Source organism: Mycolicibacterium cosmeticum (genome assembly GCF_000613185.1).
GTDB lineage: Bacteria > Actinomycetota > Actinomycetes > Mycobacteriales > Mycobacteriaceae > Mycobacterium > Mycobacterium cosmeticum.
Genome location: NZ_CCBB010000003.1, coordinates 1,131,986 through 1,152,951, shown reverse-complemented (window position 1 = coordinate 1,152,951; position 20,966 = coordinate 1,131,986). Strand labels below are relative to the sequence as shown.

The window sequence follows — 20,966 nt, the reverse complement described above, 5'->3', positions numbered from 1 at the left end:
GTTGCATGGACCCATGACGATCAGCGTGGCCGAACGCGCGGAGCTGCGCTCGGCGGTGCGGGAGCTGCTGTCCCGGCAGGCGACGGACGGCTCCGACCCGGCCATCTGGCAGAAACTGGCCGCCCAGGGGGTGGCGGGCCTGCTCGTGGACCCCGCATACGGCGGCGTGGGTCTGGGTGCGCAGGAAGTGGAGGCGGTGGCCGAGGAGATCGGGGCGGCCCTGCTCGATGCACCGTTCCTGGCCAGCGCGGTGCTGACCGTCGCGCTCGTGACGGCGGCCGGCAGCGAGCAGGACCACCGTCGCTTGCTGCCGGGCCTGGCCGACGGCTCGGTCATCGGCACCGTCGCGTTGACCGGCGCCGCCGGCACCTGGTCCCCCGGCGGGGTGGCGGTACGCGCCGACGACGACACGCTGCGCGGCACCGCCCATTACGTGCTGCACGGGCAGGTCGCCGACGTGCTGCTGGTGGCGGCCCGGGTGGGCCACGAGATCGGCATCTTCGACGTGGCGCCGGACGCTCCCGGACTGCAACGGATGGCCGCGACGGTGTTCGACCCCTCGGTCCCGTTGTCCACCTTCACCTTCGACGGGGTACCCGCCCGCCGGATCGGCACCGCGGGTTGGGACGCGGTGCAGCACGCGCTCGACCTCGCCGTGACCGCGCTGGCCGGTGAGCAGGCCGGCGGCGCCCGGCGCATCTTCGAGATGACCGTCGACTATCTGAAGACGCGGATCCAGTTCGGCAGGCCCATCGGCAGTTTCCAGGCGCTCAAGCACATGGCCGCCGATTTGCTGCTCGAGGTCGAATCGGCCACCTCCGCCGCGCAGCACGCGGCGGCCCGGTTCGGCTCCGAGGACGCCGAGGCAGCTGTCGCCCTGGCCGGATTCACTTGTGCGCAGGCCTATCACACGACGGCCATGCAGGCCATCCAGATGCACGGGGGCATCGGGTTCACCTGGGAGCACCCGGCGCACCGATACCTGCGCCGGGCCCGCACCGGAATGCAGTTGTTCGGCAGTCCCGCGCAGTTCCGGGAACGCTACCTGGTGGCCAAGGGAGGCTGAGATGGACGAGTTGACCACCGAGGTCCGGGCCTGGCTGGCCGAGCACTGGACCGGACTACCGAAAACCGTTGACCCGTGGACCAGTTCACCGGAGAAGATCGCCTGGCTGGAGAAGGTGCTCGACGCCGGTTACGCCGTCCCCACCTACCCCACCGAATGGTTCGGCCGGGCCTACCCGCACGAGTCGGCCGCCGTCATCGAACGGGAATTCCGGGCCGTCAAGGCACCCGGGGCCCGGCAGGACAAGTACAACATCGCGGCCAACACCATCCTGAAATTCGGCGGCGACGCCCTCAAAACCGCACTGCTGCGCGGGTTCCTGACCGAACGCTCCCGCACGTGCCTGCTCTACAGCGAGCCGGGCGCCGGCTCGGATCTGGCCGCCGTGAGCACCACGGCCGTCCGCGACCGCGATGACTGGGTGGTCAACGGCCAGAAGGTGTGGACCTCGGGGGCGCTGACCGCCGAATACGGCCTGCTGGTGGCGCGCACCGACTGGGATGTACCCAAGCACAAGGGAATCAGCTTCTTCGTGATCCCGATGCGCCAGCCCGGGATCGAGGTGCGGCCGCTGGTGCAGATCACCGGCGAGTCCCACTTCAACGAGGTGTTCCTCACCGACGCACGCGTGCCCGACAGCCATCTGCTCGGCGGTGCCGGCAACGGCTGGCGGGTGCTGCAGACCGCGCTGGCCTACGAGCGATCGATCATGGGTGACACCGGCCGCGGATCCCGCAACCGGACCCGCGCCGACAGCCTGATCGAACTGGCCCGCGACCACGACCGCCTCGACGACCCGGTGATTCGCAGAGACCTCGCCCAGGTACTGGCCCTTCGGGAACTCAACGCGCTCAACAACGCCCGCGCGAAAGCCGAGACAGCCCAGGGCACGTCGAGCTCCGTCATGTCGCTGGGCAAGCTGGCGATGTCGCGCATCCTGCACGCCGAGGCAGCGCTGAAGACGGAGATCATCGGTGCCGAGGCGCTGCTGGCCGGCCCCGACAACGCCGAAGCCGATGACGTGAACTTCCTGGCGCTCAACGCCTTCTTCACCTCGATCGGCGGTGGCACCGACCAGATCCAGCGCAACATCATCGGCGAGCGGGTGCTCGGACTGCCCAAGGAACCCGAGGTGGACCGCGACATCCCGTTCCGTCAGGCCCGGAGATCCTGATGGGTTACGACCCGCCGCTGTCCGGGGTGACGGTGCTGGACCTGTCGTCCGGGCCGATGACCGCGGTGGGCCGGCTGCTCGCCGACCTCGGCGCCGGCGTCACCCCCGTGGCGCTGTCCGGGGTCACCGAACCCGTCGCCGAACGGGCGCCGTTGGCCACGGCGATCAACCGGCACGGCATGACACCCGCGGCAGTGGACCCGGCGGACTGGCGGCGCCTGCTCGCCGAGGCCGACATTCTCATCGAGAACACCGCGCCCGGTTCGGTTGCCGAAAGAATGTTGTCGGTCAAGACGATTCGCGCCGATCACCCCGCCCTGGTGATCCTGTCGATCAGCGATTTCGGCCGGGACAACCGGTTCCGCGGCTGGCAGGCCACCACACCGGTGCTGCACGCACTGACCAGCGAGCTGTCCCGGTCCGGCATCCCCGGGCGGGCACCGCTGGTGCCACCGGGAAGCCAACTGCCCTACCAGGTAGCCGCGGCACAGGCCGCGGTGCTGACCATGAGCGTGCTGCTGGACCGATTACGCACCGGGACGGGTGATCTCATCGACTTCGCGGTGCTCGACGGCGCGATGCAAACCCTGGACCCGCCGTTCGGGACGGCCGGGACGGCCTCGGGCGGGGTGGCGCTGAATGCGCAACGCCGCGACTGGAACGCCGAGCAGCTGCGGTACCCGATCATCCCGTGCAAGGACGGCCACATCCGGATCTGCCTGCTGGCCAAGCGGCAATGGCACGGCATGTTGACCTGGATGGGTCGGCCCGAGGAGTTCACCGATCCGTCCTTCGACAGCCTGCGGGTGCGCCTGGGCTCACCCGCCCTATTGGCCGCCATCGGCCGGTTCTGCGCCGACCGGACCCGGACCGAACTGGAGGCCGAGGGCCAGCGGCACGGCGTGCCCACCGCGGCGGTGCTGACGCTGCCCGAGGCGTTGCGCACCGAACAGGTCTCCCAACGCGGCCTGTTCCGCGAGGTGGACCTCGGGGCGGGACGTCGCGCGCCGGTCCCGATCGGGATCGTCGAGATCGACGGCCACCGGGCCAGCGCGCTGACGGCCTCGGCTTTTGTGGCGCAACGACCCTCTGGTGCACCGATTCTGGGTGCGCGCCCGCGCCGCGACGAAGGCCTTCCGCTCGAGGGGCTGCGGGTGCTGGACCTCGGGGTGATCGTGGTGGGCGCCGACACCGGCCGGCTGCTGGGCGACCTGGGCGCCGATGTGGTGAAGATCGAGAATTCGGCGTTCCCCGACGGTCTGCGCGGCAGCCTGACGTCGGTGAGCCACACCTACGCGGCCGGGCATCGCAACAAGCGGTCCATCGGCATCGACCTGCGGGGCGCCGAGGGGCGTGCGCTGGCCCACCGGCTCGTCGAGATGTCCGATGTGGTGCTGACCAACTTCAAACCCGGGGTGGCGGCGGCGCTCGGCATGGACCATGCCACCCTGGCCACGATCAATCCGGGCATCGTGGTGGTGGACAGTTCGGCGTTCGGGCCCACCGGCCCCTGGGCGGCACGGATGGGCTACGGCCCGTTGGTCCGTGCGGCCGCCGGCGTCACCGACCTGTGGGTGTATCCGGGCGCTAAGGACACGTTCTGCGACACCGTCACCGTCTATCCCGACCATGTCGCCGCCCGCATCGGCGCACTGAGCGCCATGGCCGTGCTGGTGCGCCGGGAACGCACCGGCACCGGCGGCGCGGTCAGCGTGGCGCAGTCGGAGGTGATGCTGAGCCACCTGGCCGCCGAGATCGCCGGCGAGGTGCCGGCCGAACCGACCGTGTCGTGGGGGCTGTTCCCGGCCGCCGGCGAGGACGCCTGGATCGCGGTGACGGCGCGGGATGCGTCCGACGAATCGGCGCTGCGCACGGTGATCGGTGACGAGGACCTGGCGGCCTGGACGGCCCGGCACACGCCCGTGGCGGCCATGGAGCTGCTGCAGGCCGCGGGCGTTCCCGCGGGCGCGGTGTTCCACGCCGCCGACCTCCCGGATTGGGAGTACTACGTGGCGCGCCGTGCTTTCCGCGAGGAGCTGCATCCGCACGGGGCCGAACCGTTCATCCTGGAAAACGTTCAGGTGCATGCCGAGCGCATCGCCGATCCACCGCTGCGCCAGGCCCCGCTGCTGGGCGAGCAGACCCGCGAGATCGCGCGTGATCTCCTGGGTTTGACCGACACCGAGATCGACGAACTGATCGCTCGCGGAGTGCTGGAGACGGCCGGGCACTGACCACCTCGTACGATGCGGGGATCATGGGTATCGACGTCACCCGGTTGCGGTACTTCGTCGCGGTCGCCGACGAGCTGCACTTCAAGCGTGCCGCCGACCGGTTGATGATCACCCCGCCCCCGCTGAGCAAGCAGATCAAACTGCTCGAACGCGAGCTCGGCGGGGCGTTGTTCGAACGCAATTACCACGACGTGCGGCTCACGGCGCTGGGCGCACAGATGCTCGGACCGGCGCGCGACATCCTGCGCCGGGTCGACGATCTGAAGGCGACGGCGGCGCGCATCACCGGCGCCGCGACTCCGGTGCGCATCGGTGCCACCGCCTACGCGCCGTCGGATTTCCTTGCCCTGCTGGAGAGCACCGTCGCCACCATGGCGGTGCCGACCGAGTTCAGCGTGCCGGGTTCGGCGGCCGAGGTGACCGCCAAGTTGGTGGCCCGGCATCTCGAGCTGGGATTGATTCATCTGCCGTCACCGGACCAGCGCCTGCGCCACCGCGTCGTCGCGCGGTATCAGGGGGCGATCGCGGTGCGCCACGACGATCCGCTGGCCGCCCACGAGGTGGTGTGCATCGAACAGCTGCGCGACCGTGATGTGGTGATCGATTTCGCCCGGCCGAATCCGGTGGTGCTGGCCGGATTGACGCGCGGGCTCAACGCCCGCGGCGTCACCAGGATCGTGCGCACCACCGGCCAGCTCGGCGGTGAGCTGGAGATGGCCACCCAGGTGTTCAACCGTCACCTGGTGGCGCTGGTGAGTTATGCACCGGCGTCGTTCATCGGGCGGATCTTCTCGCCGCCGGAATTCAAGCTCATCCCCATCGACGAAAGCACTTGGGCGCCCGCGAAAATCGCGTTGTCGTGGCTGGCCGACCGACCGGAGCTGGAGGCCCTGGTGGATGAGATCGCCGGCGGCGTGGCGGTGGCGCGTGCGCGACAGTGACCCGTGCCCGTGCGGGTCGGGCACCGACTACGACCGCTGCTGCGGGCCGCTGCACCGAGGTGAGCAGACGGCGCCGACGGCCGAAGCCCTGATGCGGTCCCGATTCAGCGCGTACGCGCTGGGATTGGCCGACTACTTGATGTCCAGTTGGGACCGGGGCACCCGACCCGCCTCGCTCGAGCTGGACGACACGATCACCTGGCGGCGGCTACAGATCGTCGACACCGAGGCGGGTGGCCCCGGCGACGCGTCCGGCATCGTGGAGTTCCGTGCCCAGTACGTCGCCGACGGGCGTCGGCGCATCCTGCACGAGCGCAGCCGCTTCCGGCGCGGCAAGGACGGTGCCTGGCGTTATGTCGACGGGGTGTTCCCGTCGCCGGACGTAGGCTGAGGGCCATGCGGATGATGATGGCGGTCGGTGCGCTGGCCGTGGGCGCCCTGTGCGCGGCCCCGGTCGCACACGCGGACACCGCGGACGGGTCGCTGTCCGGCGATCAGGTGTTGACCGCCTTCGACGTGCAGAATCCCGCCATCGGCCGGCTGGAACCGGCGCTGCTGAGCGCCATCCAGAACGCCACCACCGCGGCCGCGGCCGACGGCATCACGATGACCGTCACCTCCGGCTGGCGCTCCCCCGAGTTCCAGCAACGGCTGCTCGACGACGCGGTGGCCACCTACGGCAGCGTCGCCGCGGCCCGGCAGTTCGTGCAGACGCCCGAGCACTCCAAGCACGTCGTCGGTGAGGCGGTCGACGTCGGCGGGACCGGTGCGGACCAGTGGCTGATCGCCAACGGTGCGCGGTTCGGGTTGTGCCGGACGTATGCCAACGAGCTGTGGCATTTCGAGCTGACCGCCGACGCCTACGGGAACTGCCCGGCGCTGTTGCCGGACGCCGCGGGCTGAGCATACGCTCGGCTATGGCCGCGGTTGCTGGTGTTTCGGTGGTGCTCGTGGTGAGCATGGCGGCCGTTGCGTGGGCGCCCCCGGCCTTCGCCGAGCCGCTGGACCCGATTCCGGGCAACGGTGTGTTCCGGGTCGGAACCGACATCGCACCCGGGCTCTATCACACGGACGGGTCCGGATCGGTCTGGGGCGTGTGGATCAACGATGTGCCAACCCAGGATTCGATGTGCGCCTGGTTCACCTACAGCACCCCCGATGCGGCCAAGGACCATGTCGTCCAGACGAATACGTCCATCGGCCCGATGTTCGCGAACATCCCTGTCGGGGTGAAAGCGTTCGAGTCGCAGAACTGTCAGCCGTGGACGCGGGTGCCCTGAGGTCGCCCACCGAGTGGTGCGGGGCATTCCCGTCGGTTAGGTCGGCTATCTGCTAGCCGCGCTAAGCGACGAGGATGGCAGCGGGCCGGATTTGATGCGGCGACGCGTCGGTGGGCACGAGTAGTGTCGAACACATGTTCGATAAATCTCGCGAGCGGGCCGCCACCGCGGTGGACCAGATGAGCGCTGCCGCCCGCGCCGAAAACACCGCCAGCGCCCGCCGGCTGGCCGCCATCGGCGACCTCTACGAAACCCTGGCCCCCGACGACGACACCGAAAAACTGTGCTGGGCCATCGATGGACACCTCAGCCTGGTCGCCGAAGTCGCCACCGCCCTGGCCATCAGCCGCAAACGCGCCGAAGCCCAAGTCAAAATGGCCATCACCCTGCGCACCCGCCTGCCCCAGGTGGCCGCCGTCTACGCCACCGGCGTCCTCGACCACCGCATGATCGCCACCATCGTCGCCCGCACCGAACTGATCACCGACCCCACCCTGATGGCCCGCATCGACACCCAGCTGGCCCGCAAGGCTGCCCGCTGGGTACGGCTGTCCGGCCCGAAAATCGAGCAACGCATCGACCAGGTCATCGCGTCTTGTGACCCCATCGGCGTGCGTGATCCCGACCGGCCCCGCCGCGACCGCTACGTCGATATCACCCCCACCCAACCCGGCATGGGCGGCGTGTGGGCCAACATCGACGCCCTGGCCGCCACCGCCTGGGACACCCTGCTCGACACCCGCGCCGAACAACGATGCCCGGCCGACACCCGCACCAAAGACCAACGCCGCGCCGACGCGTTCGCCGCCATCGCCACCGGCCAACACCCACCCTGCCACTGCGACAACCCCACCTGCCCGGCCCGCACCGCGCCCGCGACGCCCCCCACCGTCGGAGTGACGATCCACGTCATCGCCGACACCACCACCCTCGACGGCGAATCAGAGCGCCCGGCGTATCTGCCCGGCTACGGCGCCCTGCCCGCCGACATCCTCAAAGACCTGGCCGCCACCGCCAACCGGCGCGAACTGCGCATACCTGCCGGGGCCCAACCCGGCTACCGCCCCGCGGCCGCACTGGCCGACTTCATCCGCTGCCGCGACATGACCTGCCGATTCCCCGGCTGCGATGCACCGGCCTGGGACTGCGATATCGACCACACCGTGCCCTACCCCGCCGGGCCCACACACCCGTCAAACCTAAAGTGCCTGTGCAGATTCCATCATCTCTTGAAGACCTTCCACACCGGCTGGCACGACCACCAACTACCCGACGGCACCGTCATCTGGACCACCCCCACGGGACACACCTACCTCACCGAACCAGAAGGCGCCCACTGGTTCCCCGCCCTGGCCAACCCCACCGGCACACCCGCGACCACACCCACCCCCGCCACCCCGGGACGCTGCCACAAAATGCCCCGCCGATCACGCAGCCGAACCGACGAACACACCCGCCGCATCAACGCCGAACGCGCCGCCAACCACCACCGCCTCGAACAACAACGCCGAGAACACGAAGCCTGGATCGCCGCCCATGACGAACCACCACCATTTTGACGCGCTAAGCGACGGCGATGCGGGCGTCGAACACCGGGGCACCGGTCTTGGCGACGATATCGTCGAAGGACACACCGGGGGCGAGTTCGACCACCGCGAATCCGTCGCCGGTCACGTCGAACACCCCGAGGTCGGTGATCACCCGGCTCACCACGCCCTTACCCGTCAGCGGCAGGTCACACGACGAAACCAGCTTTGGTGCACCCGATTTGGCGACATGATCCATCAGCACGATGACCCGTCCCGCCCCGCTGACCAGATCCATCGCGCCACCCATGCCCTTGACCATCGACCCGGGCACCATCCAGTTGGCCAGATCGCCATTGGCCGCGACCTGCATGCCGCCGAGCACCGCGACGTCGACATGGCCGCCGCGGATCATCGCGAAGCTGGTCGCGGAGTCGAAAAACGAAGCCCCCGGCACCACGGACACCGTCTGCTTACCGGCGTTGATCAGGTCGGGGTCCACCTCGTCGTCGTACGGGAACGGTCCGACACCCAGGATGCCGTTCTCGGCGTGCAGGGTGACCTCCGAGCCTTCGGGCAAGTGGTCGGGAATCAGCGTGGGCAGCCCGATGCCGAGGTTGACGTAGTCACCATCGCGCAGTTCACGGGCGGCGCGGGCGGCCATCTGATCGCGGTCCCAGCTCATCGGTCGGCTCCTCGGGTGCGGATGGTGCGCTTCTCGATCTCCTTGTGCGCGGCCTGTTCCGGGGTCAGTTCGACCACGCGCTGCACGAAGATGCCGGGCAGATGGATCTCGTCGGGATGCAGGTCCCCCACCTCGACGACGCGTTCGGCCTCGACCACGGTGATGCGCCCCGACATCGCCGCGGGCGGGTTGAAATTGCGTGCGGCGGCGTGGAACTTGCAGTTGCCGGCCCGGTCGACGACGGCCGCACGGACCAGTGCGTAGTCGGTGACGATGGACTCCTCGAGCACCATCTCCTTGCCGCCGAAGGTGCGGACCTCCTTGGCCGGCGATGCCAGCGCGACGGATCCGTCGGTGTGGTAGCGCCACGGCAGACCACCGTCGGCCACCAGGGTGCCCACCCCGGTGGGGGTGAAGAACGCGCCGATACCGCTGCCGCCGGCCCGCATCCGCTCGGCCAGCGTGCCCTGCGGGGTGAGCTCTACCGTCAGTTCGCCGGCCAGGTACTGCCGGGCGAACTCCTTGTTCTCCCCGACATAGGACGCGATCACCCGGCTGATGCGATGGGCCTCGAGCAGCAGGCCCAGGCCCGCACCGTCCACCCCGCAGTTGTTGCTGACGATGGTCAGGTCCCCGGCCCCCTGCTGCAACAGCGCATCGATGAGATACCAAGGGATGCCGGCCAATCCGAATCCGCCGACGGCCAGACTGGCGCCGTGTGGGATATCGGCCACCGCGTCGGCGGCCGATCCGACGACCTTGTTCAGTGTCATGACTGCTCCAGGTGCTCGATGATGGCAGGGGTGATGACGCCGGGCTGTTCGGCGTTGGCCAGGTGCGCGGCCCGGTCGACCACCAGCAGGCGGGCTCCGGGCACCGCATCGGTGATGCCGGCCAACGTGGCGGGCGGGGTCGACGGGTCGTCGCTGCCGGCGATGGCCAGCACCGGTGCCGAGATCGACGGAAGCTGCGCGCGCAGATCGAGTTTCGCGATCACCTCGCAGCACCCGGCGTATCCCTCGGCGGGCGTGCCGGCCACCATCGCCTCCCAATACGCCCGGTTGCCGGTATAGCCGCTGCTGAACCAGCGCGCCACCACGGCGGACGCGACCGCGGCGGCACCGCCGGCCCGAACAGTGGCGGCCCGGTCGTTCCAGGTCTGCGCCGGCGGCAGCTGCGCCGCGGTGCACAGCAGGACCATGCGGTCGACGCGGTCGGGATTGCGCGCCGCCAGCCGCATCGCGGTCATCCCGCCGAGCGACAGTCCCACCACGTGGGCCCGCTCGATCTGCAATCGGTCCAGCAGGGCGACCAGATCATCGGTCAGGTCGTCGATCGAGTACGGCCCGGCCGGCACCGGCGACTGCCCGTGCCCCCGGGTGTCATACCGCACCACGGTGAAATGGCGTTCCAGATCGGCCAATTGGGCGTCCCACATCCGGTGGTCGGAGCCCAGCGAGTTGGACAGCACCACCGCCGGCCCGGATCCGGTCACCACCGCGTGCACGTCGACGGCGCTCACGGGAGCACCTCGAACACCGCGGCCAAGCCCTGTCCCCCGCCGATGCACATGGTCTCCAGCACGTACCGCGCATTGCGGCGGCGCGCCTCGTGAGCCGCGGTGACCAGGATGCGGGCACCGGTCGCGCCGATCGGATGTCCGAGCGATATCCCCGAGCCCAACGGATTGAGCCGCTCGTCGAGGGCATCGAGCTTCCATTCGGCCAGCACGGCGAGCACCTGGGCGGCGAAGGCCTCGTTGAGCTCGATCAGGTCCATGTCGTCCAGGGTGAGACCGCCGCGGTCCAGCGCGGCCGCGGTGGCGGCCACCGGCCCCAGACCCATGGTCGCCGGGTCGCAGCCGGTGACCGCCCAGGAGCGCAGCGCCAAAATCGGTGTCAGGCCATGCTTTTCGGCGTCGGCGCGGGTGGTCACCACGCACATCGCCGCGCCGTCGTTCTGGCCGGAGGCATTGCCCGCGGTGACGGTGGCCGCGTCGTCGACCCTGGCCCGCATCGGGCGCAGGGTGGCGAGCTTGTCGACGGTGATGCCCGCCCGGGGATGCTCATCGCGATCGACGACGGTGCCGGCAACCTCGATCGGCACGAGTTCCTCGGCGAACAAACCTGATTCGTGCGCGGCGACGGCCCGCTGATGTGAGCGGACGGCCAGCTCATCCTGCTCGGCGCGGGTGATGCCGTATTCGCGGCGCAGGTTCTCCGCGGTCTCGATCATCCCGCCGGGAACCGGATGGGAAGCGCCGCCGGCGGTTTCGCGGGCCCGATCCAGCCGGTCGGCCAGGACCACGCCGCCCTGGCGCACCCCGGTACGCAAGCCGAGGGCGTAATGCTCGACATTGGACATCGACTCGGCACCGCCTGCCACGATGACCCGGCCTGCCCCCGTCGCAACCTGGCCGGCGGCGTAGAGCACCGCCTGCAGGCCCGATCCGCAGCGGCGGTCGATCTGCAGGCCGGGCACCGCCGTGCCCAGGCCGGCGTCGAGCGCGGCGATCCGGCCGATGGCCGGCGCCTCGCCGTTGGCGTAACCGTTGCCGAGGATGACGTCGTCGATATCGCCCTCGCCGAGGCCGGTCCGCCGCACCAGCTCGCGCAGGGTCGCGGTGGCCAGGTCGGCGGCGGTCAGGGCGGCCAGCGCACCGCCCATCCGGCCGACCGGCGTACGGACCGGGTTGCAGATCACGACGTCCATGCTCTCGACGCTAGGTCGCCGCAGTCATATTCTGAAATACTTATTTAGCGCATATTGATAGCTGTAAAGTTTCAATAATGGAGCTGCGCCACCTCCGGTACTTCCGCGCCGTCGCCGAACACCTGCACTTCGGCCGCGCCGCCGACAGCCTGCACATCGCACAGCCGCCGCTGTCCCAGCAGATCCGCCAGCTGGAGACCGAGCTCGGCGTCACCCTACTGACCCGCACCACCCGCAGCGTCGAGCTCACGCCCGCCGGCCGGGCCTACCTGACCCGGGCGGTGCAGATCCTCGACGCGGTCGACGACGCCGGCCGTCAGGCCCGCCGGATCGAGGCCGGCACCGAGGGCCAGCTGGCCATCGGCTGCGTCGGCTCGGCCACCTACTCGCTGCTGCCCCGGCTGGTGCGGGCGCTCGGTGAATCCCTGCCCGGTATCGAGGTGCGGGTCCGCGGTGAGATGTTGGCGCCCGCCCAATTGGCCGCCCTGGCCGCCGGGGATATCGACCTGGCACTGCTGCGCCCGCCGGTCCAGCAGGACGACGTCGTCACCGAGACCATCCGGCGTGACCGCCTGCTGGTGGCGCTGCCGTCGCGGCACCCGCTGGCCGGGCAGGGGTCACTGACCGTCGACCAGCTGCGCGATGCGGACTTCATCACCCATGTGGGCCAAGGCCGTTCGGTGATGAGCAGCATCGTGTTCGCCGTCTGCGCCGATGCCGGCTTCGTCCCGCGGGTCCGGCACGAGGTGATGGAGACCTCGACCCTGGTGACCCTGGTGGCCGCCGGGCTGGGTGTGGCGATCGTGCCCGCCCCGACCGCGGCGCTGGACCTCGCCGGGGTGCACTACCTGCCGCTGACACCGGAAACCGTGGGGGTCGATCTGGTGGCCGCGCACCGCGCGGAGCGCCCCTCACCCTTGATCGAGAACGTGTTGCGCGTGCTGCGCAGCGAGGCCGGCGCGTAACCGGATCGGGCTAGGCTCGTACCCCGTGCGTGCCGTGCTGATCGTGAACCCGAACGCTACGTCGACCACCGCGGCGGGCCGTGACCTGTTGGCCCACGCCCTGGAGAGCCGAACCGATCTGACCGTCGTGCACACCAACCACCGCGGGCACGCCATCGAAATCGGCGAGGAGGCCGCCGCGACGGGCATCGACGTCGTGATCGTGCACGGCGGCGACGGCACCGTGAACGAGGTGGTCAACGGGATCCTGCGGCACCGCGGACCGCAGTCGCCGGCGGTCGGTGTGGTCCCGGGCGGGTCGGCGAACGTGTTCGCCCGGTCCCTGGGCATCAGCCCGGATCCGATCGAGGCCACCAACCAACTCGTCGACCTGCTCAGCGCGCACCGTGGCGGTGCCCCATGGCGGCGTATCGGGCTGATGGACTGCGGCGAACGCTGGGGGGTGTTCACCGCCGGGATGGGCGTCGACGGTGCCGTGGTGGCCGCGGTGGAAGCCCAGCGCGCCAAGGGCCGCAAGGTCACCCCGTCGCGCTACATCCGGGTGGCGATCCGCGAGGTACTCGCCAGCGCCCGCAAGGAACCGACGTTGACGCTGCAACTGCCCGACCGCGAACCGGTGACCGGAGTGCATTTCGCCTTCGTGTCCAACTCCAGCCCGTGGACCTACGCCAACACCCGACCGGTCTGGACGAACCCCACCACCACCTTCGACACCGGGCTCGGTGTGTTCGCGACCACGAGCATGAACGTCTGGTCCAACCTCGGTCTGGTGCGGCGCATGGTGTCGGCCAAACCGGATATCAAGGCCCGCCATTTGATCCGCGAGGACGACCTGCCGTGGCTGCGAGTGACCAGTGACACACCGGTGGACTGCCAGATCGACGGCGATTACATCGGAAAGCGCGAATCGATGACGTTCACGTCCGTGCCGGACGCTCTGGCGGTCGTCGCACCCGCGCCGAAAACGCTCTGAACAGGGATTTTAGAGAAGCCTCAAAAAATTTTGAGCGCAAGTGAGTTGAGTGTAGTACAAACGGGTAAGGGGTTAGGTAACCCGCCCGGGTAGTGACATTGCCCACGAGTTAACGCGCCGCTATTGACATCTGTTCAGCCTGTGAAAGCATCGGATGCAACAGTGCAGAAACATTTCATGTGCACGCGTTAACAGCCGAAGAAAAAAGCTCGTGCGCTTTCGCGCGCAAACGGTAAGGAGTTGGACTCATGGATTGGCGCCACAAGGCGGTCTGTCGCGACGAGGATCCGGAACTGTTCTTCCCCGTGGGGAACAGCGGCCCGGCTATCGCGCAGATTGCTGACGCGAAGCTGGTCTGCAACCGCTGCCCGGTGACCACCGAGTGCCTGTCGTGGGCGCTGGAGTCGGGCCAGGACGCGGGTGTGTGGGGCGGCATGAGCGAGGACGAGCGCCGCGCGCTCAAGCGTCGCAACGCTCGCACGAAGGCGCGCAGCGGCGTCTGATCGTCGCGCCCGCACGTCTTGCGGCTCCGCCGAATTCGGCGGAGCCGCACTGCTTTTCAGGGCACAGTTTGCTTACAGTTTGCTGTCAAGGGTGAATCTGCTGCGCCGCCCGATCGGTACCCGCAGCACCACGTCGGTGCCGCCGGTGGCGACATCGTGCATGCCCAGCGAACCGTCCAGTTCCGCCGACACCAGGGTGCGGACGATCTGCAGCCCCAACCGGTCCGACTTCTCCAGGCTGAAGCCCTCCGGCAGGCCCTTGCCGTCGTCGTGCACGACGACGTCCAGCCACCGCGAGGACCGCTCCGCACGGATCGTGACGGCGCCCGGCGCCTGACCGTCGAAGGCGTGCTCCAGCGCGTTCTGGACCAACTCGGTGATCACCATGATCAACGCGGTCGCCCGGTCCGCATCCAGCACGCCCAGGTCGCCTTCCCGGGTGATCCGGATGGGACTGTCGACGGACGCGACGTCGTTCATGATCGGCACGATGCGGTCCACCACCTCGTCGAGGTTGACCTCTTCGTCCACCGACATCGACAGCGCGTCGTGCACCAGCGCAATGGAGGCCACCCGGCGCACCGACTCGTTGAGCGCCTCGCGGCCCTCGGCGTTGTTGGTGCGGCGGGCCTGTAACCGCAGCAGCGCGGCCACCGTCTGCAGGTTGTTCTTCACCCGGTGGTGGATCTCGCGGATGGTGGCGTCCTTGGACAGCAGCGCCCGGTCGCGGCGCTTGATCTCGGTGACATCGCGGATCAGCACGGCCGCCCCGGCCGCCTCGCCCCCGGTCAGCAGCGGGATGGTGCGCAGCAGCACCGCCGCGCCACCGGCATCGAGTTCCATCCGGGTGCTGGCCCCACCGGCCACCGAGATCCGGACATGCTTGGCCAGTTCCTGGGCCTCGAACGGGTCGGTCATCAGGGGGCGGGTGATCGCGATCAGATTGTGGCCCTCCAGCTCGGCGTTGAGGCCCATCCGGTGATACGCCGACAGCGCGTTGGGACTGGCGAACGTCACGTCCCCGTTGACGTCGAGGCGGATGAACCCGTCACCGACCCGGGGGCTCGACCGCGACATCGCGGCATCGCCGACATTGGGGAAGGTGCCCTCGTTGAGCATCCGCAGCAGATCCCGCGCACAGTCCAGGTAGGCCCGTTCCAGCGGGCTGGTCTTGCGTCGGTCGGCCAGCGCCGTCTGGTGCGTCAGCACCGCAACCACCTGGCCGCGGTGGCGCACCGGGACCGCCTCCACGTTCAGCCAGTTGCCGTCGTGGGCGTCGGTCTGGCCGGCGTCGCTCTCCCGGCCGATGACCCCCGAGTTGAACGCGCCGACCACCACCGGCATGGCCGGGCCGTCCTGCACGGTGCCGACCGCGTCGGCCAGCAGCACGGTGGGTGCGGTGTTGGGCCGCACCTGTGCGACGCACACCAGTGTCCCGTCGTCGCGGCGCACCCACATCAGGTAGTCGGCGAAGGACAGGTCCGCGAGCAGTTGCCACTCCCCGACCACCGCGTGCAGATGGTCGACGGCGTTGCCGGGCAGAACGGTGTGCTCGGCAAGCAGATCGCCGAGGGTCGACATGAGCCGCTAGCTGATGACTGCGATGAGGTCGCCGGCCTGTATGACGTCGCCGACGGCCACACTGACCTCGGTGACGGTGCCCGCGACCTCGGCCAGCACCGGGATTTCCATCTTCATCGACTCCAGCAGCACCAGGGTGTCGCCTTCGCCGATCTGATCGCCCTTCTTCACGACGACCTCGAGCACACTGGCCACGATTTCGGCGCGCACATCCTCGGCCATCTTCACCCCACTCCTCCGGCGAGCACTGCTGTTGAGGGTTCTATCGAACCACACCATGCGGTGGACAGAGCACCGCCTGCGCCGTGAGACAATCTAGGCAAGCGTCGACGGTAGTCAATCTGGAAAGAAGGTAAAGCCATGGCCAAGCGAGGCCGCAAGAAGCGCGATCGGAAGCACAGCAAGGCCAACCACGGCAAGCGGCCCAACGCCGGCTCGAAGTCTGTGCGCTGAGCAGATACGCATACGAAACCGCCCGGACTCACAGGAGTCCGGGCGGTTTCGTATGCGTCTGGTGACAGGGGTTGGCTCAGCCCCTGATGATGGTGGTGCGGCTGATCTCCAGCCGCAGCCGGGCGCGGAGGGTGTCCGGGGCCTTCTCGCCGCCGCATTTGGCGGCGATCATTTTCTTGACCCGCTCCTCGACCCCGTAATGACGCAGGCAGGTCGGGCATTCGTCGAGGTGATGCCGCAGCTTGTCCCTGGTTTCCGGGGTGCATTCGCCGTCGAGCAGCGTCCACACCTCGGCGATCACCGCGGCGCACTCGGGATGGTCGGGGTCGACCGGGCCGACGGGAGGGACGAACGTGTGCTCGTCGTTGCGGGTGAACTCGTCATTCATGACGAGACCTCCTCGCTGGCGAGCTGCCCACCGCGCATGAATCCGCGGTCACGTGCGACATCGGCCAGCAGGTCACGCAGTTGCTTGCGGCCTCGGTGCAGTCGAGACATCACCGTCCCGATCGGGGTTTCCATGATTTCCGCGATCTCCTTGTACGGGAATCCCTCGACATCGGCGTAGTAGACCGCCATCCGGAATTCCTCAGGTAATGCTTGCAGAGCATCCTTGATCTCGCTGTCCGGCAGCGCTTCCAGCGCCTCCACCTCCGCGGACCGCAAACCCGTCGAGCTGTGCTCGGCATTGGACGCCAGCTGCCAGTCGGTGATCTCGTCGGTCGGATACTCCGACGGCTGACGCTGCTTCTTGCGGTAGTTGTTGATGTAGGTGTTCGTCAGGATGCGGTAGAGCCACGCCTTCAGATTCGTGCCCTCACGGAACGACCGGAACCCGGCATACGCCTTGACCATGGTTTCCTGCACCAGGTCCTCGGCATCGGCGGGGTTACGCGTCATCCGCAGCGCGCCACCGTAGAGCTGGTCCAGCAGCGGGATGGCGTCGCGTTCGAAGCGGGCGGTGAGTTCGGCGTCGGTCTCTTCGGTCGGGGCGGGTGCGGCCTCGTCTATATCGGTCATCGTGACTGGACCCATCCCTTCCCTCTCGGCACGGCCGAACGGCTCCAGCAAGTACGCCGGACGTTCCAGGCATGCCGTTGACACTGAGAAACTCCTTCCACGATCCTAGAGGTTGACGCCGACAAATCTCGCCGGCGGCTGTTGCGCCCCGTCGCACCTGCAGTAACGCCGGTACCTGGGTTGGTCATTCCCGGCACTAGGCTGGCCCGGTGACACGCGCAGCGACCCCGGCGATCGCGGCCCTCGTCGGCGCCGGCGTCGAGCACGAGATCCTGAGGTACGAGCACGACCCGCGCGCCGACTCGTTCGGCGCGGAGGCCGTCGACCAGCTGGCCGCCGCGCACGGGCTGGACCCGGCGCAGATCTTCAAGACCCTGGTGGTGGCCGCCGGCCGCGATCTCGCGGTGGCGGTGCTGCCGGTGCCGTCGAAACTGTCGCTCAAGGCGGCCGCGGCGGCACTGGGCTTCGCCAAGGTGACCATGGCCGACCGGGCCGCGGCCGAACGCTCCACCGGCTACGTGCTGGGCGGCATCTCGCCGCTGGGGCAACGGCGGGCGCTGCCGACCGTGGTCGACGCCTCGGCGCTGGAGTGGGACCGGGTGCTGTGCAGCGCGGGCAAGCGGGGCTGGGACGTGGCGCTGGCCCCGCAGGATCTGGTCGCTGCCACCAACGCCGTGATCGCCGATATCCGCGCGGCATAGGGTGCACCCATGACTGAAGCGCCACTATCCGGGAAGACCATGTTCATCTCCGGCGCCAGCCGCGGTATCGGGCTGGCCATCGCCAAGCGGGCCGCCGCCGACGGCGCCAATATCGCGCTGCTGGCCAAGACCGCCGAACCGCATCCCAAACTCGAGGGCACCGTCTACACCGCGGCCAAGGAGATCGAGGAGGCCGGCGGGCAGGCGCTGCCCATCGTCGGTGACGTCCGCGACGGCGACTCGGTGGCGGCGGCGGTGGCCCAGACCGTCGAGCGGTTCGGCGGTATCGACCTGTGCGTCAACAACGCCTCGGCGATCAACCTGGGCTCCATCGAGGAAGTGCCGCTCAAGCGGTTCGACCTGATGAACGGCATCCAGATCCGCGGCACGTACGCGGTGTCGCAGGCCTGTATCCCGCACATGAAGGGCCGCGCCAACCCGCACATCCTGACCCTGTCGCCACCGTTGCGGCTGGAATCGCAGTGGCTCAAGCCGACGGCCTACATGATGGCGAAGTTCGGCATGACGTTGTGTGCGCTGGGCATCGCCGAGGAGATGCGCGAGGCTGGGATTGCGTCGAACACCTTGTGGCCGCGCACCCTGGTCGCCACCGCCGCGGTGCAGAATCTGCTGGGCGGCGACGAGGCGATGGCCAAGGCCCGCAAACCCGAGGTGTACGCGGATGCGGCGTACGCGATCTTCACCAAACCCGCCCGCGAGTACACCGGGCAGAGTCTGCTGTGCGAGGACGTGCTGCTGGACTCCGGGGTCACCGACCTGTCCGTGTACGACTGCGTGCCCGGCTCGGACCTCGGCGTCGACCTGTGGGTGGACACCCCGAACCCGCCGGGATACCGCGGATGAACGCCAGGGTGGTTCTGGCTGAACAGTTGTCGCGGTTCGAGGTGTACTACGGCGACGAGCTGGCCGGCTTCGCCGAATATCTGGATCATGGCGGGCAGCGGATCTTCTTCCACACCGAGATCGGCGAGCAGTTCGGCGGTAAAGGCTTGGCCAGCACGCTGATTCGGCAAGCGCTGCGTGAGACCGCCGACGCGGGACTGCGCATCGTGCCGCTGTGTCCGTTTGTGGAAAGCTTCGTGAAGAAGCACCCCGACGACGAAACCTACGCCGCTGCGGTGGACGCGGTGACCGAGGCGGCAGTCGAGCTGGTGCGCAAACGCTGACCCGAAGGGACGCCTGTGGCCGAGCGCCTGGTGCCGCTGACGACGATCACCGCACAGTGGGGCCGGATCGGCTGTCTGGGTTTCGGTGGGCCACCGACCCATATCGCGATGCTGCGCGAACTGTGTGTGCAGCGGCGGCGGTGGCTGGACGCCGACGAGTTCGAGGACGCCATCGCGGCCATGAACCTGCTGCCCGGTCCCGCGTCGACGCAGCTGGCCATCTACACCGCCTGGCGTCTGCGCGGCGTGCGCGGCGCACTCGTCGGCGGGCTGGCGTTCATCCTGCCCGGGCTGGTCGTCATCCTGGCGCTGGCGGCGTTCTTCCTGTCCGGCGGTGCGCCCGGCTGGGCGCGGGGCGCAGCCGCCGGGGCCGGCGCGGCGGTGGCGGCCGTCGCGCTGCACGCCGCCGTCGGGCTGATCCCCTCCAGCTGGCGACGGGCCGGTGCGACGCCCTGGCCCAGGATCCGCTGGATCGGCTATTTCATCGCCGGTGCGGTCGCCGCGGCCCTGACCGGCCCGTGGCTGGTGCTGGTGCTGATCGCCGCCGGGGTGCTGGAGATCGCGGCCCGCATCGCCCCGTCACGGGCCGGCGCGCAGGCCTGGCCGGTGCTGCTGGCCGCGGCCCCGGCGCTGGCCGGGATACCGGCCCTGGTGTGGACGGCGTTCAAGGTGGGTGCGCTGTCCTACGGCGGCGGGTTCGTCATCATCCCGCTGATGCAGGACGACGCCGTGCACCGGCATCACTGGATGACCGACGCCGAGTTCCTCAACGCGGTGGCCCTCGGCCAGATCACCCCCGGGCCGGTGCTGCACACCGTGGCGGTGGTGGGTTACGCGGCCGCGGGCGTCGGCGGTGCCCTGCTGGCGGCTCTGGTCGCGTTCGGCCCGTCGTTCGTCATGGTGATCGGCGGCGGCAGGCATTTCGACGCACTGCGCGCGAACCGGTACGTGCAGGCCTTCCTGACCGGCGCCGGGCCGGCCGTCATCGGTGCCATCACCGGCTCGGCGGTGCCGTTGGCGCTGGCCGCCCAGCACCTGTGGCAGTTCGGCGTGCTGGCGCTGGCCGCGGTGGCGCTGCTGGTGGCCCGCCGCGGCGTGGTCAGCACGTTGATCGGCGCGGCGGCCCTGGGCATCGGTGCGTATCTGGTCGGACTGCCGGTCGGCTGACCTAGGCTGGGGCCGTGCCCAACTCGTCGATCTGGTCCGCGGGGCGGTATGAATCCGTCGCCGAACGTATCGCGCCCATCGCCGCCGAGGTGCTCACCGCGGTCGGTGCCCGGCTCCCACTGTCCGGGGCCGAGTTGGTGGACCTGGCCTGCGGCACCGGCAACGCGGCGCTGGCCGCCGCGGCCGCCGGCGCCCGCGTGACCGGCGTGGACATCACCCCGGAGTTGCTGGCCATCGCCGCCGAGAAGCCCGGTGGCGACGCGGTGCGCTGGGTGGCCGCCGATGCCAGCGCCACCGGCCTGGCCGATGCGAGTTTCGATGCGGCCGTGTCGAATATGGGCATCATCTTCGTGGAGCCCGTCGCCATGGTCGCCGAACTGGCCCGGTTGCTGCGCCCGGGCGGGGTGCTCGGATTCTCCACCTGGGTGCGCGATGCCGACAACCCGTTCTACACGCCGATCCTGGAGGTGCTCGGCCCGCCGCCGCCGGCGCCGTACGGCCCGGATCAGTGGGGTGACCCGGATACCGCGCGGTCCCGGCTGGCCGCCGACTTCACCGATGTCACCATCGAAAACGGTGTGCACCCTTGGCGATTCGCGTCCGTGGAACAGGCGGTGGACCTCATCACCCGGGAATCGCCCATGCACCTGGACATCCTGGCCCGGCTCGACGACGGGACCCGCGCCCGGCTGGTGGGCGCCTTCGAGGCGGCCTTCGCCGCGTACGCCGGTCCGGGCGGGGTCGAGTTCGGCGCCCCCTACGCGGTCGTCACCGCGCACGCGAGGAGCAATTGAACAC

General features: G+C 69.4%; 25 protein-coding genes. 17 read left to right on the top strand and 8 right to left on the bottom strand.

The genetic code is table 11. The features are described from left to right. Positions 1 to 13 precede the first annotated feature (13 nt). The 8 genes from BN977_RS24740 to BN977_RS24705 all read left to right on the top strand — a co-directional run bounded on the left by BN977_RS24740 (position 14) and on the right by BN977_RS24705 (position 8,254). Positions 14 to 1,066, top strand: coding sequence for an acyl-CoA dehydrogenase family protein (locus tag BN977_RS24740; protein ID WP_036404338.1), 1,053 nt, complete (start codon positions 14 to 16; stop codon positions 1,064 to 1,066). 1 nt (position 1,067) lies between these two features. Beyond that, entirely contained in the window at positions 1,068 to 2,240 is a 1,173-nt protein-coding gene (locus BN977_RS24735; protein WP_036402211.1) for an acyl-CoA dehydrogenase family protein, read from the top strand. Then, complete coding sequence (locus BN977_RS24730) at positions 2,240 to 4,474, top strand: CaiB/BaiF CoA-transferase family protein (RefSeq protein WP_036402208.1); 2,235 nt, start codon at positions 2,240 to 2,242, stop codon at positions 4,472 to 4,474. The genes BN977_RS24735 and BN977_RS24730 overlap by 1 nt, the downstream gene beginning before the upstream one ends. A 23-nt stretch (positions 4,475 to 4,497) precedes the next feature. Continuing rightward, on the top strand, positions 4,498 to 5,415 hold the full coding sequence (locus BN977_RS24725; protein ID WP_036402205.1) for a LysR family transcriptional regulator: 918 nt from the start codon (positions 4,498 to 4,500) through the stop codon (positions 5,413 to 5,415). Then, the gene (locus BN977_RS24720) at positions 5,402 to 5,806 is read left to right on the top strand and encodes a YchJ family protein (protein ID WP_036404335.1); all 405 of its coding nucleotides are present in this window, start codon (positions 5,402 to 5,404) and stop codon (positions 5,804 to 5,806) included. The genes BN977_RS24725 and BN977_RS24720 overlap by 14 nt, the downstream gene beginning before the upstream one ends. A gap of 5 nt (positions 5,807 to 5,811) precedes the next feature. After that, positions 5,812 to 6,318, top strand: a complete 507-nt coding sequence (locus BN977_RS24715; protein WP_036402203.1) for a M15 family metallopeptidase — start codon at positions 5,812 to 5,814, stop codon at positions 6,316 to 6,318. 14 nt (positions 6,319 to 6,332) lie between these two features. Further along, positions 6,333 to 6,695 carry an Rv1352/Rv1906c domain-containing protein gene (locus BN977_RS24710; RefSeq protein ID WP_024454394.1) on the top strand — a complete coding sequence of 121 codons (363 nt, stop codon included), beginning with the start codon at positions 6,333 to 6,335 and terminating at the stop codon, positions 6,693 to 6,695. Positions 6,696 to 6,829: 134 nt separating this feature from the next. Beyond that, positions 6,830 to 8,254 carry an HNH endonuclease signature motif containing protein gene (locus BN977_RS24705; protein ID WP_036402200.1) on the top strand — a complete coding sequence of 475 codons (1,425 nt, stop codon included), beginning with the start codon at positions 6,830 to 6,832 and terminating at the stop codon, positions 8,252 to 8,254. 4 nt (positions 8,255 to 8,258) lie between these two features. Here the strand turns inward: BN977_RS24705 and BN977_RS24700 are convergent, their stop codons facing one another. From BN977_RS24700 to BN977_RS24685, 4 genes are read right to left on the bottom strand one after another with little or no spacing between them, the layout of a single operon-like run. Further along, the gene (locus BN977_RS24700) at positions 8,259 to 8,906 is read right to left on the bottom strand and encodes a CoA transferase subunit B (protein WP_036402198.1); all 648 of its coding nucleotides are present in this window, start codon (positions 8,904 to 8,906) and stop codon (positions 8,259 to 8,261) included. Next, complete coding sequence (locus tag BN977_RS24695; RefSeq protein WP_024454391.1) at positions 8,903 to 9,679, bottom strand: CoA transferase subunit A; 777 nt, start codon at positions 9,677 to 9,679, stop codon at positions 8,903 to 8,905. Before BN977_RS24695 ends, BN977_RS24700 begins: the two co-directional genes overlap by 4 nt. Beyond that, positions 9,676 to 10,428, bottom strand: a complete 753-nt coding sequence (pcaD, locus tag BN977_RS24690) for a 3-oxoadipate enol-lactonase (protein WP_036402195.1) — start codon at positions 10,426 to 10,428, stop codon at positions 9,676 to 9,678. The genes BN977_RS24695 and pcaD overlap by 4 nt, the downstream gene beginning before the upstream one ends. Next, positions 10,425 to 11,618 (bottom strand): acetyl-CoA C-acetyltransferase, encoded by a 1,194-nt coding sequence (locus tag BN977_RS24685; protein ID WP_036402192.1) that lies wholly within the window; start codon positions 11,616 to 11,618, stop codon positions 10,425 to 10,427. The genes pcaD and BN977_RS24685 overlap by 4 nt, the downstream gene beginning before the upstream one ends. A 77-nt stretch (positions 11,619 to 11,695) precedes the next feature. On the opposite strand from BN977_RS24685, the gene BN977_RS24680 reads away from it, so the two are divergent. From BN977_RS24680 to whiB1, 3 genes are all read left to right on the top strand, one after another. Beyond that, on the top strand, positions 11,696 to 12,583 hold the full coding sequence (locus BN977_RS24680) for a LysR family transcriptional regulator (protein ID WP_036402190.1): 888 nt from the start codon (positions 11,696 to 11,698) through the stop codon (positions 12,581 to 12,583). Positions 12,584 to 12,608: 25 nt separating this feature from the next. Beyond that, positions 12,609 to 13,556 (top strand): diacylglycerol/lipid kinase family protein, encoded by a 948-nt coding sequence (locus BN977_RS24675; RefSeq protein ID WP_036402187.1) that lies wholly within the window; start codon positions 12,609 to 12,611, stop codon positions 13,554 to 13,556. 248 nt (positions 13,557 to 13,804) lie between these two features. Continuing rightward, positions 13,805 to 14,059: a transcriptional regulator WhiB1 gene (gene whiB1, locus BN977_RS24670; protein WP_036402183.1), complete on the top strand. Its 255-nt coding sequence runs from the start codon at positions 13,805 to 13,807 to the stop codon at positions 14,057 to 14,059. 72 nt (positions 14,060 to 14,131) lie between these two features. Here whiB1 and BN977_RS24665 read toward each other — a convergent pair whose 3' ends face one another. Next, positions 14,132 to 15,640 carry a two-component system sensor histidine kinase PdtaS gene (locus BN977_RS24665; RefSeq protein WP_024454385.1) on the bottom strand — a complete coding sequence of 503 codons (1,509 nt, stop codon included), beginning with the start codon at positions 15,638 to 15,640 and terminating at the stop codon, positions 14,132 to 14,134. Between the two features lie 6 nt (positions 15,641 to 15,646). Next, positions 15,647 to 15,862, bottom strand: coding sequence for a biotin/lipoyl-binding carrier protein (locus BN977_RS24660; protein WP_024454384.1), 216 nt, complete (start codon positions 15,860 to 15,862; stop codon positions 15,647 to 15,649). A 138-nt stretch (positions 15,863 to 16,000) separates the two neighbouring features. Here BN977_RS24660 and BN977_RS33685 point away from each other — a divergent pair, with 138 nt between their 5' ends. After that, positions 16,001 to 16,093 carry a 50S ribosomal protein bL37 gene (locus tag BN977_RS33685; RefSeq protein WP_003882799.1) on the top strand — a complete coding sequence of 31 codons (93 nt, stop codon included), beginning with the start codon at positions 16,001 to 16,003 and terminating at the stop codon, positions 16,091 to 16,093. Between the two features lie 76 nt (positions 16,094 to 16,169). Here BN977_RS33685 and rsrA read toward each other — a convergent pair whose 3' ends face one another. Further along, on the bottom strand, positions 16,170 to 16,481 hold the full coding sequence (gene rsrA, locus BN977_RS24655; RefSeq protein WP_036402180.1) for a mycothiol system anti-sigma-R factor: 312 nt from the start codon (positions 16,479 to 16,481) through the stop codon (positions 16,170 to 16,172). Then, positions 16,478 to 17,113 carry a sigma-70 family RNA polymerase sigma factor gene (locus BN977_RS24650; protein ID WP_036402177.1) on the bottom strand — a complete coding sequence of 212 codons (636 nt, stop codon included), beginning with the start codon at positions 17,111 to 17,113 and terminating at the stop codon, positions 16,478 to 16,480. Before BN977_RS24650 ends, rsrA begins: the two co-directional genes overlap by 4 nt. A 209-nt stretch (positions 17,114 to 17,322) precedes the next feature. Between BN977_RS24650 and BN977_RS24645 the strand changes: the two genes are divergently transcribed. From BN977_RS24645 to BN977_RS24625, 5 genes are read left to right on the top strand one after another with little or no spacing between them, the layout of a single operon-like run. Then, entirely contained in the window at positions 17,323 to 17,814 is a 492-nt protein-coding gene (locus BN977_RS24645) for an aminoacyl-tRNA deacylase (RefSeq protein ID WP_036402175.1), read from the top strand. 9 nt (positions 17,815 to 17,823) lie between these two features. Continuing rightward, entirely contained in the window at positions 17,824 to 18,678 is an 855-nt protein-coding gene (locus tag BN977_RS24640) for an SDR family oxidoreductase (RefSeq protein ID WP_024454380.1), read from the top strand. Next, entirely contained in the window at positions 18,675 to 19,001 is a 327-nt protein-coding gene (locus BN977_RS24635) for a GNAT family N-acetyltransferase (RefSeq protein WP_024454379.1), read from the top strand. The genes BN977_RS24640 and BN977_RS24635 overlap by 4 nt, the downstream gene beginning before the upstream one ends. Before the next feature lie 15 nt (positions 19,002 to 19,016). Then, a complete protein-coding gene (chrA, locus tag BN977_RS24630; protein ID WP_024454378.1) occupies positions 19,017 to 20,168 on the top strand; it encodes a chromate efflux transporter in 1,152 nt (383 codons plus the stop codon). Positions 20,169 to 20,182: 14 nt separating this feature from the next. Further along, complete coding sequence (locus BN977_RS24625; protein ID WP_024454377.1) at positions 20,183 to 20,962, top strand: class I SAM-dependent methyltransferase; 780 nt, start codon at positions 20,183 to 20,185, stop codon at positions 20,960 to 20,962. Positions 20,963 to 20,966 lie beyond the last annotated feature (4 nt).